The following is a 17,901-nucleotide window of genomic DNA, read 5'->3' on the forward strand; positions in this document are numbered from 1 at the left end:
TCAGAATGCGTGAGCTATACGACGTCTATGTTGCCAGGGCCAAGGCCTTGGCGATGAGGGTCTGGGCTTCGTCCTGAATTTGCTTGAGGTGATCTCTTCCGCGGAAACTTTCGGCATACAGCTTGTACACATCTTCGGTCCCTGACGGACGGGCGGCGAACCAGCCGTGCGCGGTGACGACTTTCAATCCGCCGATCGCCGCGCCGTTGCCGGGGGCCGCGGTCATCATGGCGACGATCTGATCACCGGCCAATTCGGTGGCCTTCACCTGCTCAGGGGAGAGCTTGGAGAGAATAGCTTTTTGTTCCGGTGTGGCCGAGGCATCGATTCGCTCGTAGACCGGTTCGCCTAATTCATCGGTGAGCTCGCGGTAGAGTTGTGAGGGGTCTTTCCCGGTCTTTGCCATCATCTCGGCGGCCAAGAGATCCATAATGATGCCGTCTTTGTCGGTTGCCCAGACGGTGCCATCGTGGCGCAGGAAGGAGGCGCCCGCGCTTTCTTCGCCACCAAATCCGAGGGAGCCGTCCAGCAATCCGCTGACAAACCATTTGAAGCCGACCGGCACCTCGACCAGCGTCCGTTTGAGCTTTGCGGCCACGCGATCGATGAGGCTGCTGCTCACCAGTGTTTTGCCGATCCCGGCGCCAGCATTCCATCCAGGGCGATGGGCAAAGAGATAGGCGATGGAGACGGCTAGGTAGTGATTCGGATTCATCAAGCCGGCGGTCCTGGTGACAATGCCGTGGCGGTCGTTGTCCGCGTCATTCCCAAATGCCACATCGAAGCGATCTTTCAGGGCAATCAAGTTCGCCATCGCATAGGGAGAGGAGCAATCCATCCTGATCTTGCCGTCCCAATCCAGCGGCATGAAGCGAAAGGTGGGATCGACGGTCGGGTTCACATTCTCGATATGCAAGCCATAGCGGTCGGCAATCGGTTGCCAGTAGGCAATGCCTGAGCCTCCGAGCGGGTCGATGCCCAGCTTGAGCGTGGAGGCTTTGATTGCCTCCATGTCGATCACAGACTTGAGATCGCCCACATAGGCGCTGATATAGTCGTGCCGGTGTGTCGTGCTCGCACGGCGTGCCGCGGCGATGGGCATGCGTTTGACGCCTTGCAGGCTTGCTTCGAGTAACGCATTGGCCCGTTCTTCGATCCACTTGGTGACGTGCGTGTCGGCCGGTCCGCCCTGCGGTGGGTTGTACTTGATGCCGCCGTCTTCCGGTGGATTGTGTGATGGGGTGATGACGATGCCATCGGCCAGCCCGTCCGTCCTTCCTTTGTTGTACGAGAGGATCGCATGGGAGATGACCGGGGTCGGAGTAAACCCGCCGTCCTTATCGATCATGACCTCCACGCCATTGGCTGCCAACACCTCCATGGCCGTCGTCCAGGCTGGCTCTGAGAGGGCATGAGTATCCTTGCCGAGATAGAGTGGACCGGACGTGTGTTGTCCGAGCCGGTATTCACAAACGGCTTGAGTCACAGCCAAAATATGCGATTCATTAAAGGATCCCTTGAGGGATGATCCACGGTGGCCAGAGGTGCCGAAGGCGACCCGCTGCTCACGGCAGGCCGGATCAGGCCTCAAGCTGTGGTAGCGATCCACAAGCGCGGGAATATCAGCCAGCATGTCTGTGGGAGCGGGTTTTCCAGCAAGCGGATGATGCCTCATTGCGTCCTCACACATTTCCTCATCCAGGAAGCAGTGCCTCCTCGACAGGGTCTAAATACAGGGAATTATCATCGACGGACGAACTCAGCGGGATGACTTTACGATACGAATAGGATATGGTTTTCCGGCCTGTTTGTCGAGAGCGCGGTGAGGGATCCGAGAGAGTACGCATGAGCCCGCACGACAGTTCCAGCCAGCCTGCGCTTCATCCTGAGGCGAGACGCCACCTCGCCCATGTCCGCCGGAACGACGACGGATCGTTCGCCATCCATGAGTATGAAACACATCTGCGGGCCGTTGAATAAGTGATGACCCAGGCGGCAGTAAACCTTTGGGCGAAAACTTCTCGGGATAATGATGGCCGGTGGCATCCGCTTATCCTCCACATGCTGGATGTGGCTGCAAGTGCAGAGGCTATTCTGGTTCGCGAACCGGAATCGACTCGCACGAGAATAGCAGCGATCTTGGGGCTGGAGTGGGAGCAAGCCAGACCGTGGTTGTTGTTTTTGATCGCCTGCCATGACTTAGGGAAGGCTTGTCCTGGATTTCAATGTAAGTGGATGAATTTATCCAGCCTGGATGGAGGAAGAAGTCCAAACACCGACATCAACCACGCCTTTGTTAGCCAGATTGCATTGTCAGCTTGGTTGCTGGGACAGGGATGGTTAGACGACTTGGCGGAGTTAGCGGGCGATGCAGTTGGGTGCCATCATGGAGAACGGGCATCCCCGACCGCCCTTGACCTTTTGAGTGGTGATAGACGGGCCATCGGAAAAGATGAGTGGTCGGCGGTACGGCATGACATTCTAGATGCGCTCGTGGAGGTTCTGAAACCAACAATTACCCCAACCAAAGAGAAACTATCTGGTCCCGATTTTATGCTGCTAGCGGGACTCACGAGTTTTGCCGATTGGATTGGTTCGAACGAAGCGTGGTTTAAGTTCGGGAATCCCGCAGACTGTCGCGATTTGAAATCGTGGTTTGAAGCGCGAAGAGCTTGTGCCGAGCAAGCTCTGAATGCAATCGGATGGGAACCCAGAATTCCGCTGGCTAAAAAAACGAAGTCATTTTCGGAGGTATTTGGATCTGGCTTTGTTCCTCGTCCATTGCAGCAGACTGTTGCCGAAGCACTCACTGAGTTGAAGGGGCCCGCTATTCTGCTTCTTGAGGCGCCAATGGGGGAGGGCAAGACAGAGGCAGCCTTTTTTGCCCATCTGGAGCTGCAGCGACGATTCGGACATCGTGGCTTGTACATCGCATTGCCGACCAAGGCGACTGGTAACGCAATGTTCAAACGGACTCTGAAGTTCTTGTGCGATCAAGGGTTGAATAGAAGTCTTGATCTCCAACTCGTGCATGGCGGGGCATTACTCAACGACGCATTCCAGCAATTGAAGCCAACCGGTATATGGGATGAGAAAGAGGGGCAGGTTCGAGCCGGAGAATGGTTTACAAACAAGAAGCGGGCGCTGCTTTCTGAATACGGCGTGGGAACGGTAGATCAAGCGCTACTGCCCATTCTGCCGGTGCGACACAATTTCGTTCGCCTCTGGGGGCTCGCGAATCGGGTGGTCGTCTTTGATGAAATCCATGCCTATGACGCCTATACAGGCACCCTTCTCATTCACTTGCTACGCTGGCTTCTGGCACTTGGATCATCAGTAGTTCTTCTTTCGGCAACGCTGCCGCCATCGATTCGTCGGAAGTTGGCCACGGTCGTAACCAACACATTGCCCGAGCAAGAGGCTGAATATCCGCGCCTGTCTGTCTTTCAGCATGGGGAAAAAGTACGCCAAAAACATTTTCAGGCTGATCCGGCTCGTCGCCAGACAGTGCGGCTGCAAGCCCTTACTCCAGACTTGTCCGATATGCGTGCGGCCCTAGAGACATGTCTTGCCCAGGGAGGAATGGGCTTGGCGTTGCTCAATACGGTGCAGCGGGCGCAGGACCTATACCGATTATTTTCAGACGGCGAGCCTCTTGAGCGCGACGGACAACGTGTCGGCAAACGTTTGGCAAATGGAACGTACGTGTTCTTGTTCCATGCGCGCTTTCCAGCAGACCAGCGGCAACAACGGGAAGAGCTGGCAATCGAGACCTTTGGGAAGGACTCGCATCGGACAGACCGAAAGATTCTCATTGCAACTCAAGTGGCGGAGCAAAGCCTGGATGTGGATTTCGATGTGATCGCGACAGACCTTGCGCCAATCGATCTTGTACTTCAACGTGCAGGGCGTTTGTGGAGGCACGCACGACCATCTCGGCCCGTATCCGAACCGCTGCTTCTGGTCGCGGGACTTAGCGATGACCTGCCTCCTTCGTTCGGAAAACCGCTCTGGTGGGGCGCGGTCTATCGTGAAGACATCCTGCTGCGTACGTGGAACCTCTTGCGAGGGAAGCAGCAAGTCACGCTTCCGGACGAGATCGATGCGCTCGTGCAGGCGGTGTACGAGGAGCAGGTCGGTGTGCCTGAGTTCGTACAGGAGCGATTGGACAAAGCCTTGATGGCCAGTGATGGAAAGTCCATTGCTCATACAGGGCAGGCGAACCAGGCCATCATAGGCTTTCCTGATGATGCGTCTTGGAACGATCCAGCGAGATTTGTGCTCTACGACGAGGATGAGCCTGGTGTGCATCGAACACTCATGGCCCAGACCAGACTGGGCGAGGATTCGGTGGTAGCGGTCCCCTTATGGCCGGAAGACACCTTCGATTCAAGGAATATTCCAGAATTTGCTCAATCTAAGGATTGGTTTCTGCGAGCCATCAGTCTCACGCGCAAGGGGGTAGTCCAGCAACTCAGAAAGTTGGGAGTGCCAGAAGGTTGGAAAGAGTCGTCGCTTCTGCGCAACTGTTTCCCACTGCGACTGGATGCGGATGGGCGCTGGGTCGAAGACACCACAGTGCGCCTTGATGAGGATCTGGGGTTGGTGTACGAGGCAAAGGAGAGCGAATGAGCCGATTCAACCTGATTGATGAGAAGTGGATTCCGGTTCGATTCCTCAATGGAAGCCGAGAGGAACTGGGGATTCAAGACACCCTGTTGCAGGCCAAGGAGATCGCGGCAATCGAAGACCCGTCGCCATTGGTCGTGGCTTCCTTGCACAGGTTCTTACTCGCCGTCCTGTACCGCGCTCTGGAGGGTCCGACTGACATCGACCAAGCCAAGAAATTGTTTAGAGATGGGCTGCCTCGTGAAAAGATCAGAGCCTATCTCGAAAAGTGGAGAGATCGGTTCTGGCTGTTTCACGAGAAGTTTCCGTTTGGTCAAAATCCACATGTGCCGAAGAATGAAATTGAGCCTTGGACCAAGCTGACAGCAGAATTCAATGCGACATCCAATAAGGTCCTTTTTGATCACACGGACACGACGCGTCCCGGTACAAGAGAGCCAATGGAGTGCGCTCGCTGGTTGATTGCCACCATGAGTTTTTCAATCGCCGGGGGGCGAGGGTACTACCCATCACCATCGCCAAACGCCATAATGTGCATCCCTTTGGGAGCGAACCTCCATAACACCTTCTGTCATGCCCTTATTCCCTATCCGAATCGAGAGGTTCTGCAAGGGGATTTGGCGCTTTGGGAACGTAATCCCGAGGTCCTGCCACTGGCTGAACCAAAACGGATGGCTGCCGGGTATGCAGATCTCTATTCATGGCAGCCTCGGATGATTCACCTCGAAGAACTGCTATCAGGTGCGGTGGCGTCGGTGAGGTTTGTTGCCGGACTGGGCTTTGATAACTCATCCAAACAGCCTGATCCGATGCAACCCTATAAGGTTGATCCGACATATGGGAAGTTACCGGTTCAATTCAGGGAGGAGCGCGGAACCTGGCGTGACTTGGATTCGTTACTCCCCGATGACACAGGTTTGGCACCCCAGACAATTCAGCATGCCCTTCGCCTGGCAGGGAGAAACCCGACCTTACTCCCGAAGTCGGTGCTGGTTCTTGGTCTGCGGTACTCCCCGCCAAGTGCAAATGTAGATTTCTGGCGAATGGAACAATTTGTCTTCCCCGTGTCTTTGGCAACCAAGGACGGTATCCGGTCAGAAGTCACAACATTGCTTACTTGTGCAGAAGAGTCGCAGAAGTCTCTGTGGATGTCGTCAAATGCCTTTGCCCGCGCTCTACTGAGCCGGGGTGACAGACCACCAGACAAGAAAGATATTAGAAGCGTGGTGCAACAAATGCCCGTGCATTCCTGGTACTGGTCTGCATTAGAGGGTCGATTCCAAGAAGTTCTTCACGCGTATACGCTTGACCGTGATTCGGAAGACATTCGCTGCCAGTGGCTTATCTCAGTCCGGGCTGTTCTCAAACAGGCATGGGAACAGCATCGCAATTCGGTTTCAATGGGCGACGCCTGGGCCATCAGAGCGCTGGTGAAAGCTGAAGGGCCTGTGCGGGCCAAGTTGAAAGAACTCGACGAGGAAATCCTAAGACTCACACCGGCGAGGGAGGAAGCATGAGGAGATTTATTGAATGGCTGGAAGGCCTCAATCAGAAAGATACCAAGGTGCGCGCGGTGCTGCGGCGTAGTTTGGCGTTTGATCCGGGAGCCTTTGTGCCCGCGTATCCGTATGTTGAACCATTCGTGAAGGACGAGGGCAATTCATGGCGGCGGGAGATGCACTACCTGGTGGCCGGCCTTTGGGCTGCTCACTGGCGGGAGGAACGTCTAGGTGGCCTGATGACTATCGGAAAGGCATGTGCGGTTTATCAGGTGGCAAGTGGCTCCACCAGTACCGAACGTCGATTCATCACACTGCTTGATTCCGACAGCGATCAGCTGCCTCACCATCTGCGTCAGATGGTTGCCCTGCTCAAAGAGCAACCCATAGATTTTGATGCGCTCCTAACAGGTCTTCTGTATTGGAACGACGATCGGAAGTGCACTCAGAACGGGTGGGCGCAAGATTTCTACAGAAACATCTCAGATGACATGGAAATAGAATCCATTTCCCAGGAGGAGAAAACCGCATGAAGACCTTGATCGAAATCCATGCCCTGCAACATTTTGCTCCATCGAACCTGAATCGAGACGACACTGGCGCTCCAAAAGATGCTTGGTTCGGCGGCACTCGCCGTGCTCGCGTCTCCAGTCAGTGCCTCAAGCGGGCAGTCCGCAGTTATTTTGGTGAAAAGAAAGGCGAGGGGTTTTTCAGTCCAGATGAACTCGCCGTGCGGACCAAGAGGGTGTATCAGGCCATTGCCGATCGGCTGGATGGCAAGCGCCCACATGCCGAAACGTTGGCCAAGGCGGAGATTGCCTTGTCATACGTCAAACTTAAAGCCGCTGAAGGAGGCAAGACTCAATACCTGCTCTTTCTTGGCCAGAATGAAATAGCTGCTTTGGCTGAAGCGATTCATCAGTTCTGGGACCAGATTATTCCCGAGGCCAAGGAGGCTGGTGAAAAGACCAAAGGGAAAGGGAAAAAGGCTGCTGCTGGCAGTGCGCCGAAGGAGATTCAAGAGCGTATAGATTCTATCTTCAATGGCGGCAAGGCTGTGGATGTGGCGCTCTTTGGACGCATGCTGGCCGATATGCCAGAGAAGAATCAACACGCTGCCTGTCAGGTGGCCCACGCCATCTCGACCCATGCGGTTGAGCGTGAGTTTGATTTCTACACTGCGGTCGATGACTTGAAGCCAGAGGATACGGCTGGTGCGGACATGATGGGAACGGTGGAGTTCAACTCGGCCTGTTTCTACCGGTATGCTGTGGTCGATTGGGAGAAACTGGTGGATAATCTCCAAAAGGATACGGACCTTGCGGTCAAGGGGCTGCGGGCGTTTCTAGAGGGCTTTGTCGTTGCAGAGCCGACCGGCAAGCAGAACACCTTTGCGGCACACAACCAACCGGAATTTGTGGCGGTATCTGTTCGTCGCAATACTGCGCCGTCTAATCTTGCCAATGCCTTTGAAACAGCGCTTCGTGTTCGCAAGGATGAATCGCTCACCAAGGTGTCTGCAGAGAAGCTTGTCGAAAAAGCAAAGAAGCTAAGAACTGTATATGGCGGTGACGGACAGACCTTCGTGTTGAATCTCACAGAGACCAAGCTTGACGGATTCGGAACCTCGGTGAGCACCTTGAGGGAATTGCTGGAGAAAAGTCTTGCTGCTGTGAAGGAGTAAAGCATGCCCACACTGTTGCTACGACTTGTTGGTCCCATGCAGTCGTGGGGGGCGACCAGTCGTTTTGACCAACGCGATACTGGGAAGGAGCCCAGCAAATCAGGCGTCGTGGGCTTGGTTGCCGCCGCGATGGGAATCGATCGCGAGAGCTGGGTTGATTTGGAGCCGCTGACGCGTCTCTCGATAGGCATTCGTCACGACCGGCCTGGAGTTCCTAAGCGAGATTACCAGACTGCACAACATATCATTTCGGCGGACAGGTCGAAGATCCACGATACGGCCGTGACGACGCGAGACTATCTGGCCGATGCCGCATTCCTGGTTGGGTTAGCAGGCAACAACCGTGCATTTCTAGAGAGAATTCACGCTGCTCTGCGCGATCCTGTCTGGCCTTTGGCACTCGGCCGGAAATCCTACGTTCCCTCTGAACCGATCTGGATGGAGAATGCTCTACAGGACGTGCCTTTGCGTGAGGCCCTGGAGCGATATCCATGGATTGCCACGCAGCGGAGATGGGAAGCGCTTCCCGAAAAACTACTGATATCCCTGGAGTCCGATGACGGTTCCGGCGTGCTCAAAATGGACCAGCCTTTGTCATCATTTGCCGAACGGCGCTTCGGCGCTCGGTTTGTGCACTCGGAATGTATTCCTTTCCCTCAAGGGGTGACGCATGCTTCTGCATAGACTCCATCTTGACCCACGCTGCCGTGAGGCTAGGCGTGATTTGGCCGATCCGTATCAGCTCCATGCAACCTTGTGTCGAGCGTTCAGTCCACCAGACCAAAAATGTCCTGAAGGGGAAATCCTGTGGCGACTTGAGCCGGAAACCAGGTCCGATGGATTTCCGCGCGTGCTCGTTCAAAGCCGCACGATTCCCGACTGGGATGGCATTGGCGTGAAAAGTTGGCTGGCGGAGGTGGATTCGCCAATCGATCTGAAGAGTCGTCTGAAGCTTGGCGCACTCACCGCTGGTCAGCGATTTCGGTTTCGGTTACGGGCCAATCCGTGTGTCACCCGCAATGGTAAACGGTTAGGACTGCTTCAGCTCGTCGAACAGGAGCAGTGGATCAAACGAAAGGGGCTCATGCACGGGTTTCTACTTCCAGAGCTTCCTTCGCTCGATCTATCGGAGGAAGGGGGGGCGCGAATTGATGTGCGGGTCTCTCAAGAACAGATGCTGACCGGAAGACAACATCACGGAAATAGTATCCGCATCTTCTCGGTGTTATACGATGGCGTGTTGACAGTGACTGATGTGTCCGCGTTTGTGAAGGTGTTGCAGACGGGGATTGGCCATGGCAAGTCTCTGGGCCTTGGGCTCTTGTCTGTGGCGCCAATAGCATGATGCACATACCGTTGAGGCTATTATATGGCTGATATTCTGCCTCCGCTGAAACCCATCCCGATCAAGGAACGGCTGTCCGTGTTGTACATCGAGTACGGCCATCTTGATGTCTTGGACGGCTCCTTTGTGGTCGTGGATAAGAATGGGGTGCGGACGCATATTCCTGTTGGGGGTGTCGTGTGTTTGATGCTGGAACCAGGCACGCGGGTGTCTCATGCGGCCTGTGCATTGGCGGCCCGAGTCGGAACGCTGTTGGTCTGGATCGGGGAGGCGGGGGTGCGGTTGTACTCGGCCGGGCAGCCCGGCGGGGCGCGCGCCGACCGGCTCCTCTATCAGGCGAAGCTGGCGCTGGATGATGAATTGCGGTTAAAAGTCGTGCGCAAGATGTATGCGCTTCGGTTTGGTGAAGAGCCTCCACAACGCCGGTCCGTCGAACAATTGCGGGGCATTGAGGGAGCCCGTGTCCGGGAGATGTACAAGCGCATTGCGGGCCAGCTTGGTGTGCAATGGAAAGCACGCAACTACGATGTCGAAGATTGGGATCAGGGCGACGTTGCAAATCGCTGTCTGTCTGCTGCGACGGCCTGTCTCTATGGTGTGACAGAGGCGGCGGTGCTTGCGGCGGGCTATGCTCCGGCGATTGGATTTATTCATACGGGGAAACCCTTGTCGTTTGTCTACGATGTAGCTGACGTCTATAAGTTCGAAACCGTCGTGCCCTTGGCATTTCGCATCGCCGCCAAGAACCCGGTGAATGCCGAACAGCAGGTGCGGCTGGCCTGTCGTGACAGCTTTCGCGAGACCAAGCTCTTGGAACGGATCATTCCCGGCATTGAAGAGATGTTGGCGGCAGGAGAAATTCCACGGCCCGCTCCGTTCGAAGAGCAGGTGTCTCCAGCCATTCCCAATCAGGAGAGTATCGGCGATGCTGGTCATCGTACTTGAAAATGCTCCGCCCCGGCTTCGTGGGCGGCTGGCAGTCTGGCTATTGGAGATCCGGGCCGGCGTCTACGTCGGTAACTATTCGGTAAAAGTGCGGGATCATATTTGGAGCCAGGTTGAAACCGGAATCGGAGAAGGGAATGCGGTCATGGCCTGGCGCACGAACAATGAAGCGGGATTCGATTTCGTCACGTTGGGAACAAACCGCCGAATTCCCGTTGAAATAGATGGTGCGAAGCTGGTCAGCTTTCTCCCTGAAAGCGACGCAAATAGTCAAAAAGCGTAGCCTTCGTAACGGGCGTTACGACTCAGGGGTAATTGGTAGATTTTGAGAGCAATGAATTTGCCTGGTAGATCAATGTGATGAAAGAAGTGTGTTCCCCGCGCGAGTGGGGATGAACCGGGAGACGGGAACTTCTCGCCGCTCTTAAACGCGTGTTCCCCGCGCGAGTGGGGATGAACCGCCCGCGTCACGATCACCGACAGCGGCGGGAATGTGTTCCCCGCGCGAGTGGGGATGAACCGCATCTGGCGTTGCCTCGTGGTCATGGTGACTCTGTGTTCCCCGCGCGAGTGGGGATGAACCGGTATAGATGCCGGCGGCATAGCTGTACTGGCCCGTGTTCCCCGCGCGAGTGGGGATGAACCGGTCATGAACCGCATGGTGGCCACGGAGGCGGAGTGTTCCCCGCGCGAGTGGGGATGAACCGGCGCGACTGCGGGAGCAGCACAGCCGGCTGGTGTGTTCCCCGCGCGAGTGGGGATGAACCGAAACCCTGCGCGGTGGATGGACTGCCGCTGATGTGTTCCCCGCGCGAGTGGGGATGAACCGTACACATTGCTTTTTTGCCCCCCTCGCCAGTCGTGTTCCCCGCGCGAGTGGGGATGAACCGGTTGAGGCTCTTGCTGAATTTCATCAACTCTTGTGTTCCCCGCGCGAGTGGGGATGAACCGCACGCGGGAGAAGATTCGGCAACAGGTCGAAGCGTGTTCCCCGCGCGAGTGGGGATGAACCGTCGGCAACCGGTGGGATGATGAGTTCGCGGTCGTGTTCCCCGCGCGAGTGGGGATGAACCGGTCGTCACGCCGTCGCCCGCGCCGTGAGTCGTGTGTTCCCCGCGCGAGTGGGGATGAACCGTTCGACGCCCTCATGGCCGACGCCGACACCAAGTGTTCCCCGCGCGAGTGGGGATGAACCGCAACATCCGCACCCATGGCAAACATAGTGATCGTGTTCCCCGCGCGAGTGGGGATGAACCGAGATAGGATGAGGCGAACCGACCTGTTTATACGTGTTCCCCGCGCGAGTGGGGATGAACCGGCATCCGACCAGGGTATCGGTGGCGATAATCAGTGTTCCCCGCGCGAGTGGGGATGAACCGGCTTTGCAGTTGACGACGGTGGTGAGGGCCATGTGTTCCCCGCGCGAGTGGGGATGAACCGATCGGGGCGAGCGGGTTGCCGCTGTTCTACCGGTGTTCCCCGCGCGAGTGGGGATGAACCGGATGACACCATGGAACGCATCACAGAAAAACAGTGTTCCCGCGCGAGTGGGGATGGGCTGAAGCCCGCCAATTTCAGTAGTCCTCAGCAGTGCTGGTCGAGCGCCCCTCCTTCGGGGCGGGCGAGGATTGAAACAACCAAGGTGCTTCTGCGTGCGTAAGCCGCTCTAGTAGCGCCCGTCCTTCGGGGCGGGCGAGGATTGAAACGTATGGAAAAGGGAGCAAGAGCCGCGCCGGTCATCGAGAGCCCCTTGGCTTCGATTCCAGGCAATACATCTTGACCCATGCGGCAATATCGGATGTGGGAGCGTTCAGATCAGCGAAAGAGGGATCAATGTAAATTGCCCGGATTGCGGCCCGATGCTTCATCCCGGACACCCGGAGCCGTTGATAGGCCCGCGCAACCTCGATATGCCGCCGCCGCTGTTGCTCGATAAGTTCATCCGTCTTTATTTGCCGCTCACACAAGGAGACCGTTCGCCGCGCCGTGCCCACGAGGTCCGAGAGCCAGTTCAGGGCTTCCGAGAGATCGCCAGCGAGGGAGTCGCCCACATAGACGCGAATCATGATTTCATTGGTCTTGGGATCGACCGAGAAGGAACGGACTTCAGGAGCGGGAAAACGAAGTACGTGGGATCGACTCATAGGCACCCCTTAACCGGCAAATTAATGGTGTCGGCGTTGAATTGTCCAGAATTGACCCAGGAGAAAAGATCGGCTAGGGTTGCGAGGGGTTGGCATGGGGGGCCGTCAGATCGTTGCGCCTCCCCCCGGTGCCTTCGTTGCAAGTTGACATAATCACTCTTATCAGACTGTGAATAGTTGAAAGCTTATGAGTTTTGAACTAGTCGGACGGATTCGAAAGGAACTCTCGATCACCAGTCACGCCTTCTATGAGGCTGTGTTGGCAATCTCTGAGCGTGTGAATCGCAAGGTGCATATCATGCGGCTTCACTGGCAAGCCTCCTCTATTCTGGCCCGCATCGACGAGGTCACACATACATTGGGCCAGCAGATTGCTACCTCGGTTTCACACCGGGCGGCTGGCCGTGGCGCAAAAGACAGCGATCTGAGCGATCTCGATACGTCGGTCACCTGGGCTCACCAGCGCATTCAAGATCTGAAACGGGCTCTGGCCGGAATCGACACAGAAATCCGCCAATTAAAGCTGGAAACCATCCATGCGGATTTATTGCGCTTGCAACAAGACTTGAGTGTACGGTCAGCCGGTATTGAGCGCATCACCATTTCGCGAGGCGCTGCTGCGGTCGGCCAGACCATCAGCAACGTCCCACGATCGTCGTCGATTCATATTGCCACCGTGATACGAGGTCCGTTCTTACTGGCTCCGAGCGATGACCTGGTATTCCGAATCGGCGATATTGTCATATTGATTGGGGCACAGACCGAGCTGGACCATCTGACGCAGTGGTTTACCAGCACCCGCCATACGAAAGCCTCTATTCCGCAATCGGCCTAGGCAGTAGTCGCGCTGCTATTCTTTCGGTACAATAATAAATAAGCATCTTCATACATATTTTTGATGAGGCAGAGAACCATGAGACGTCGGCTGAATATGCTCACCCTTCTGATCCTCTCGGTCGCACTCCCCGTCATGGCGGAGGCTGAAACCGGCACGGTGGCGGGTCTGACTGATTCGCCGGGGATCCGGATGCTAGAAGAAATCCAGACGGTCATCATGGATTTGGCCGAACAGGCCAAGCCGGCGGTCGTCAATCTCTTTCCGATTCCCGGCGGCGGCCGTCCGCGTGAGTCCGGAGGCGATCGTTCCCCCAACACTTCAGGGTCCGGGTCCGGTCTGATTGTGGACAGTGACGGCCACATTGTGACCAACAACCATGTGGTGGGCGATGCGACGGAAGTCGAAGTGCGCTTGTCGGACAAGACGAAACTCATCGCCCAGGTCATTGGCAAAGATCCGGATACAGATCTGGCCCTCCTCAAGGTCACCGCCGATCGGCCTCTGCCTAGCGCGCGCTTCGGCGATTCGAGCACCGTCCGCGTGGGGCAATGGGTGCTTGCCGTGGGCAATCCGTTCGGGCTCGATCGCACGGTCACGCTGGGAGTCGTGAGCGGCATCGGCCGGGAGAATATCAATCTGTCGCGCTATGAAAACTTTATCCAAACCGACGCGTCGATCAATCCAGGCAACTCCGGGGGGCCGTTGTTCAATCTGCGCGGCGAAGTCATCGGCATTAACACGGCGATTATTAACTTCGCCCAAGGCATCGGCTTCGCGATTCCTTCGAATATGGCCAAGCAGGTGATTCAACAGCTCACGTCGCGCGGCAAGGTTGTTCGTGGGTGGCTCGGTGTCGGCATTCAGCCGCTGACGCCGGAACTGGCCAAAAAGTTCGGCGTGAATGAGGGCGAAGGGGTGCTGGTCAATGAAGTGTTCGAAAAGGATCCCGCGGCGGAAGCCGGCATCAAGCCGGGCGATATCATTTTGACCATCGATGGAAGCGTGGTGGATTCTCCAAACAAACTGTCGCGGCTCATTGGTGTGTTGCCGCCCGGGGCCATGCCAAAGATTGAAGTGGTGCGTGATCTGAAGCATCTGGTCATTGCCGTGCCTCTGAGCGAACGGCGGGACAGCGCCGTCGTCGCATCGCTGCCTCAATCCCGCACCGAAGTCAAACTTGGCCTGGACCTTCAAGATTTGACCAGCGGTCTGGCCGACAAATTTAAGCTCCGCGAAACCCGCGGCGTGCTCATTACGAAAGTCGATCCCGGCAGCCTGGCTCACGCCGAAGGCCTCCGCGAAGGCGATTTGATCAAGGAAGTGAACCGTGCAGACGTGGCCACGGTCGGAGAATTCACGTCGGCTATTGCCAAGGTCCGGCGAGGCGACACGGTGTTGCTTCGCGTGCTGCGGGAGAATCGCGCGTTTTATGTCGTGCTGAAATCATCCGACTGATGGCTCGGGCTAATGGGCCGCTACCATCTGCTTGTCAGCCTTATGGGCCTCAATGATTTTCCCGGCTAAACCGCCTGGCACTTCATCATATCCGGACAATTCCATGGCATAGCTTCCCCTCCCACCGGTCAGGGCATTCAGCACCGACGCATAGGTAAACAGTTCGGCCAGCGGCACCAGGGCTGTAATCCGTTCCGCCTGATCGTTGGCCGTCACCGTCAGAATTCTACCGCGCCGTGCGTTCAGGTCGCCCATGACCGTGCCCACTGTGTCCGCCGGAGCCTCGACCTCCAGCCGCATCAACGGCTCGAGCAACATGGGATGCGCCGACTCCAGAGCGTGCTTAAAGGCCATGGACCCGGCGATCTTGAACGAGAGTTCCGAAGAATCCACCGGATGATGGGACCCGTCGTAGACCGCAACCCCCACATCGACAACCGGAAACCCGGTCGTCCCGCCGGCATGCATGGCCTCCACTACGCCCTTCTCCACAGCGGGAATGAAATTCCTCGGAATCGCTCCACCGACCACGCGGTTCTCAAATCGAAACCCCTCGCCGCGAGCGAGAGGAGCCAGTTCAAGCCAGCAATCTCCATATTGGCCATGTCCGCCCGTTTGTTTTTTATATTTGCCCTGCGCGCGCGCCGTGGTCCGAACCGATTCGCGATAGGGCACCTTCGGGGCATGGAGGATCACATCCACGCCAAATTTCCGGTGCAACTTCTCCAGGGCCAGATCGATGTGCAGTTGCCCCATTCCGCTCAGCACCATCTCTTTGGTGTCAGTATTACGAACATATTCCAGCGTGGGGTCTTCCTCGATCAGTTTATGGAGACCGAGGCTCACTTTATCGATCTCCGCGGTTGATTTGGGATGGATGGCAAATGAGAGCATGGGGCGAGGCAGATTCAACGCGGGATAGCAGATTGGATCCTGTTCCTGGCACAAGGTGTCGCCGGTTTGCGTATCTTTCAACTTGCCGATTGCAATAATGTCTCCGGCCTGTGCCGAGGAGATGGCGGCGTGATGTTTCCCCAACACCGTATAGAAGTGTCCCAGTTTTTCACGGGCATGTCTGGTCGCATTGAGGACCATGGTATCGGCTTGAATCGTGCCGGACAAGATTCGGCAATAGGAAAGTCTTCCAACAAATGGATCGATGAGCGTCTTGAATACATAGGCAGAAAATGGCTCCCTGGCCAGACCAAGGCGCTCTACGGCCGTTCCCTTGTCAGGATTCACTCCAGTCAGCGGCGAAGCCGCGAACCGCTCTGCCGGCGAGGGAAGCAGATCTTGGATCGCCTTCACCAATGACCTAATGCCGACATGACGAAGAGCCGAGCCTCCGAACACCGGCATGACCTGTCGAGCCAGCACGGCCCCGCGCAATCCGGCAATCAAGTATTCTTTCCCGATGTCGTTTGTGGCCAGATAGGATTCGAGCAGCCGTTCATTTGTCTCCGCGACGGCTTCCAATACCTGCGTTCGTGCTGTACTCGCCACTGCGCGCAATGATTCCGGGATAGGTCTTCGGTCCACCTTGGGTGATGCGGGTCCTGAGTAGAGGGCTTCTTCATTGAGCACATCGATCACGCCGTCAATCTCCGGTCCGGTCTGTATTGGCAGAACCATGGGGACAGGATTGCAATTCAGCTGCGCTCGACAGGTTTTCAGGGCATTCTCAAACGAGCTGCCGGTCTTATCCTGTCCGTTGATAAACACCAGGCAAGGAAGGCCCAGATCGGCAATTCGCGACCAGGCGCGAGCCAGTTCAGTCCGCACGCCGCTATCGCTGTTCAGGACGAGGATGACGGCATCAGCCGCGCGTAGGGCCGAAACTGTGTCGCCCATGAGACTTGGGGCGCCGGGAGGATCAAGGAGATTGATGGAGATGGGAGGGAGTGCACAGTGCAACAGGCTGGTACTCGAAGAACTTCTATGGCGATGTTCTTCGGGTTCAAAATCCGATGTGGTAGTTCCCTGAGAGACTGACCCTAGGACGGGAATTGCGCCCAGGGCAAACAGCACTGCTTCGCTGAGAGAAGTTTTCCCTGCTCCGAGGTTTGAGACTAGCACGACATTTCTGACAGACTCTGTACGAGTGTCTTCCATGGCTGCCTCCTCTTCGTGCGGTGAAGGACTTCAATCCGTGCGTACTACTTCATGGGCAATCCTCTGCAACAAGTTCTCCTTTTTGAATTGTTACGCTTCGCGCCCTGTTCCTGCAAGCCATCCCTCGTCGGCAAAACTGACGTATCGTCCGTCCCCGACAATCACATGATCCAACACGCGGATGCCCAGGACCTCTCCCGCCGCGACCAGCCGATCCGTCAGGCGCCGATCCTCCGCGCTGGGCGTGGGATCTCCGCTTGGATGGTTGTGGAGAAAGATCACCGCGGCGGCAGACTCACGAACCGCCATGGCGAACACTTCCCGCGGATGGACAATGCTCAACGTTAAACTTCCCTCGGAGACCGTGGCCTCTTTCATCACGGTATTCTTGGCGTCCAGCAACACCACCTTGAACAATTCATGCTTGAGATCCCGCAGCAACGGGTGAAAGTGGCGGTAAAGATCCGCGCTAGAAGAAATCCTGGTGCCTGTCGATAAGGGAACCGCCATCGCGCGCTTTCCTAATTCGAATGCGGCTTTGAGTTGGGCGGCTTTGGCGGGTCCCACCCCAGGAATCGCACACAGCTCTTCTATGCCGCTCCGTGCAAGCCCTGGCAAGCTTCCCGCGTGGTGCAGGATCTCCATGGCCATCTGGACAGCTGAGGCGTCGCGGCGGCCGGTTCTGAGGAGAATGGCCAACAACTGGGCATCCGTCAGCACCTCAGATCCTTTGGTGAGCAGACGCTCTCGAGGCCGTTCGGCCTCAGGCCACTGGGTAATGCCTTTTCTCTTTCCACGCCCTGTCATAAATGCCTATTCAGGGACAAAAAACTGACACTCCGGACGTTTTTGTCCGGGCCCAGTCGGCACTTTTTATCCCATGGAGACAAATACGTAACAGCTAACCTATTGAAATATCGAAAACAGACAATTTGGTGCAGGTCTTGCTTAATCTCGGCTGCAGCAGCACACGACGTCACCTGGGAGGGATTCATGGAATGTCCAAAGTGCAAAGGCCTGATGATGCTGGAGCGGTTCTCCGACTTCTTCCTCATTTTCTACGCCTGGAAGTGCATCAACTGCGGTGCGATCATTGATCGTACGATCTCCAGCAATCGACGCAAGAGCCTGGCCGCGAAAGATCCGCAGCCGGTTGCCGTCCGCTAAGATCGAACCGTGGGGTCGATCGTGACCCGACCTTGATGAGGTCGCACGAGCCGACCGTCGTCTCTTGGATCTGGTTCGGTGCG

16 protein-coding genes and 1 CRISPR repeat array are annotated in these 17,901 nt (G+C 56.5%); of the genes, 12 read left to right on the forward strand and 4 right to left on the reverse strand.

Annotated features, from left to right (window positions below):
- Positions 1 to 25: 25 nt before the first annotated feature.
- Positions 26 to 1,675 (reverse strand): phosphoglucomutase (alpha-D-glucose-1,6-bisphosphate-dependent), encoded by a 1,650-nt coding sequence (pgm, locus tag RI101_06165; protein ID MEC4889630.1) that lies wholly within the window; start codon positions 1,673 to 1,675, stop codon positions 26 to 28.
- Between the two features lie 170 nt (positions 1,676 to 1,845).
- On the opposite strand from pgm, the gene RI101_06170 reads away from it, so the two are divergent.
- Genes RI101_06170 through cas2e form a run of 9 tightly spaced genes read left to right on the forward strand, consistent with a single transcriptional unit; the run spans position 1,846 to position 10,385 of the window.
- The gene (locus RI101_06170) at positions 1,846 to 1,980 is read left to right on the forward strand and encodes a hypothetical protein (protein ID MEC4889631.1); all 135 of its coding nucleotides are present in this window, start codon (positions 1,846 to 1,848) and stop codon (positions 1,978 to 1,980) included.
- 3 nt (positions 1,981 to 1,983) lie between these two features.
- Positions 1,984 to 4,632 carry a CRISPR-associated helicase Cas3' gene (gene cas3, locus RI101_06175; GenBank protein MEC4889632.1) on the forward strand — a complete coding sequence of 883 codons (2,649 nt, stop codon included), beginning with the start codon at positions 1,984 to 1,986 and terminating at the stop codon, positions 4,630 to 4,632.
- Positions 4,629 to 6,146, forward strand: coding sequence for a type I-E CRISPR-associated protein Cse1/CasA (gene casA, locus RI101_06180; GenBank protein ID MEC4889633.1), 1,518 nt, complete (start codon positions 4,629 to 4,631; stop codon positions 6,144 to 6,146). The genes cas3 and casA overlap by 4 nt, the downstream gene beginning before the upstream one ends.
- Complete coding sequence (casB, locus tag RI101_06185) at positions 6,143 to 6,661, forward strand: type I-E CRISPR-associated protein Cse2/CasB (protein MEC4889634.1); 519 nt, start codon at positions 6,143 to 6,145, stop codon at positions 6,659 to 6,661. The genes casA and casB overlap by 4 nt, the downstream gene beginning before the upstream one ends.
- On the forward strand, positions 6,658 to 7,812 hold the full coding sequence (gene cas7e / locus RI101_06190) for a type I-E CRISPR-associated protein Cas7/Cse4/CasC (protein ID MEC4889635.1): 1,155 nt from the start codon (positions 6,658 to 6,660) through the stop codon (positions 7,810 to 7,812). The genes casB and cas7e overlap by 4 nt, the downstream gene beginning before the upstream one ends.
- Before the next feature lie 3 nt (positions 7,813 to 7,815).
- Positions 7,816 to 8,496, forward strand: a complete 681-nt coding sequence (gene cas5e, locus RI101_06195) for a type I-E CRISPR-associated protein Cas5/CasD (protein MEC4889636.1) — start codon at positions 7,816 to 7,818, stop codon at positions 8,494 to 8,496.
- Between the two features lie 40 nt (positions 8,497 to 8,536).
- Entirely contained in the window at positions 8,537 to 9,157 is a 621-nt protein-coding gene (gene cas6e, locus RI101_06200) for a type I-E CRISPR-associated protein Cas6/Cse3/CasE (GenBank protein ID MEC4889637.1), read from the forward strand.
- A gap of 24 nt (positions 9,158 to 9,181) precedes the next feature.
- A complete protein-coding gene (gene cas1e, locus RI101_06205) occupies positions 9,182 to 10,102 on the forward strand; it encodes a type I-E CRISPR-associated endonuclease Cas1e (protein ID MEC4889638.1) in 921 nt (306 codons plus the stop codon).
- Positions 10,083 to 10,385 carry a type I-E CRISPR-associated endoribonuclease Cas2e gene (cas2e, locus tag RI101_06210; protein MEC4889639.1) on the forward strand — a complete coding sequence of 101 codons (303 nt, stop codon included), beginning with the start codon at positions 10,083 to 10,085 and terminating at the stop codon, positions 10,383 to 10,385. Before cas1e ends, cas2e begins: the two co-directional genes overlap by 20 nt.
- Before the next feature lie 88 nt (positions 10,386 to 10,473).
- Positions 10,474 to 11,663: direct repeats of the CRISPR family, unit length 29 nt; unit sequence GTGTTCCCCGCGCGAGTGGGGATGAACCG.
- Positions 11,664 to 11,838: 175 nt separating this feature from the next.
- Here the strand turns inward: cas2e and RI101_06215 are convergent.
- Positions 11,839 to 12,246 carry a hypothetical protein gene (locus RI101_06215; protein ID MEC4889640.1) on the reverse strand — a complete coding sequence of 136 codons (408 nt, stop codon included), beginning with the start codon at positions 12,244 to 12,246 and terminating at the stop codon, positions 11,839 to 11,841.
- A 298-nt stretch (positions 12,247 to 12,544) separates the two neighbouring features.
- Here RI101_06215 and RI101_06220 point away from each other — a divergent pair, with 298 nt between their 5' ends.
- Both RI101_06220 and RI101_06225 read left to right on the forward strand, forming a co-directional pair.
- Positions 12,545 to 13,081 carry a TrkA C-terminal domain-containing protein gene (locus tag RI101_06220; GenBank protein MEC4889641.1) on the forward strand — a complete coding sequence of 179 codons (537 nt, stop codon included), beginning with the start codon at positions 12,545 to 12,547 and terminating at the stop codon, positions 13,079 to 13,081.
- Positions 13,082 to 13,159: 78 nt separating this feature from the next.
- Positions 13,160 to 14,539: a Do family serine endopeptidase gene (locus RI101_06225; GenBank protein ID MEC4889642.1), complete on the forward strand. Its 1,380-nt coding sequence runs from the start codon at positions 13,160 to 13,162 to the stop codon at positions 14,537 to 14,539.
- Between the two features lie 9 nt (positions 14,540 to 14,548).
- Here the strand turns inward: RI101_06225 and fusA are convergent, their stop codons facing one another.
- Together fusA and radC are read right to left on the reverse strand one after the other, a co-directional pair.
- Positions 14,549 to 16,651: an elongation factor G gene (gene fusA / locus RI101_06230; GenBank protein ID MEC4889643.1), complete on the reverse strand. Its 2,103-nt coding sequence runs from the start codon at positions 16,649 to 16,651 to the stop codon at positions 14,549 to 14,551.
- A gap of 90 nt (positions 16,652 to 16,741) precedes the next feature.
- Positions 16,742 to 17,458, reverse strand: a complete 717-nt coding sequence (gene radC, locus RI101_06235; GenBank protein MEC4889644.1) for a DNA repair protein RadC — start codon at positions 17,456 to 17,458, stop codon at positions 16,742 to 16,744.
- A 186-nt stretch (positions 17,459 to 17,644) separates the two neighbouring features.
- Here radC and RI101_06240 point away from each other — a divergent pair, with 186 nt between their 5' ends.
- Positions 17,645 to 17,818 carry a hypothetical protein gene (locus tag RI101_06240; GenBank protein MEC4889645.1) on the forward strand — a complete coding sequence of 58 codons (174 nt, stop codon included), beginning with the start codon at positions 17,645 to 17,647 and terminating at the stop codon, positions 17,816 to 17,818.
- Positions 17,819 to 17,901 lie beyond the last annotated feature (83 nt).

It is taken from the genome of Nitrospira sp. (genome assembly GCA_035968315.1).
GTDB lineage: Bacteria > Nitrospirota > Nitrospiria > Nitrospirales > Nitrospiraceae > Nitrospira_D.

Bases quoted from the DNA above. Each gene is read 5' to 3' on its own strand.
- RI101_06170 (MEC4889631.1), top strand. From the start codon at position 1,846: ATGAGCCCGCACGACAGTTCCAGCCAGCCTGCGCTTCATCCTGAGGCG.
- RI101_06240 (MEC4889645.1), top strand. From the start codon at position 17,645: ATGGAATGTCCAAAGTGCAAAGGCCTGATGATGCTGGAGCGGTTCTCC.
- RI101_06225 (MEC4889642.1), top strand. From the start codon at position 13,160: ATGAGACGTCGGCTGAATATGCTCACCCTTCTGATCCTCTCGGTCGCA.
- cas3 (MEC4889632.1), top strand. From the start codon at position 1,984: ATGACCCAGGCGGCAGTAAACCTTTGGGCGAAAACTTCTCGGGATAAT.
- casA (MEC4889633.1), top strand. From the start codon at position 4,629: ATGAGCCGATTCAACCTGATTGATGAGAAGTGGATTCCGGTTCGATTC.
- cas2e (MEC4889639.1), top strand. From the start codon at position 10,083: ATGCTGGTCATCGTACTTGAAAATGCTCCGCCCCGGCTTCGTGGGCGG.
- casB (MEC4889634.1), top strand. From the start codon at position 6,143: ATGAGGAGATTTATTGAATGGCTGGAAGGCCTCAATCAGAAAGATACC.
- cas7e (MEC4889635.1), top strand. From the start codon at position 6,658: ATGAAGACCTTGATCGAAATCCATGCCCTGCAACATTTTGCTCCATCG.
- pgm (MEC4889630.1), bottom strand. From the start codon at position 1,675: ATGAGGCATCATCCGCTTGCTGGAAAACCCGCTCCCACAGACATGCTG.
- radC (MEC4889644.1), bottom strand. From the start codon at position 17,458: ATGACAGGGCGTGGAAAGAGAAAAGGCATTACCCAGTGGCCTGAGGCC.
- RI101_06215 (MEC4889640.1), bottom strand. From the start codon at position 12,246: ATGAGTCGATCCCACGTACTTCGTTTTCCCGCTCCTGAAGTCCGTTCC.
- cas5e (MEC4889636.1), top strand. From the start codon at position 7,816: ATGCCCACACTGTTGCTACGACTTGTTGGTCCCATGCAGTCGTGGGGG.
- fusA (MEC4889643.1), bottom strand. From the start codon at position 16,651: ATGGAAGACACTCGTACAGAGTCTGTCAGAAATGTCGTGCTAGTCTCA.
- cas1e (MEC4889638.1), top strand. From the start codon at position 9,182: ATGGCTGATATTCTGCCTCCGCTGAAACCCATCCCGATCAAGGAACGG.
- RI101_06220 (MEC4889641.1), top strand. From the start codon at position 12,545: ATGCGGCTTCACTGGCAAGCCTCCTCTATTCTGGCCCGCATCGACGAG.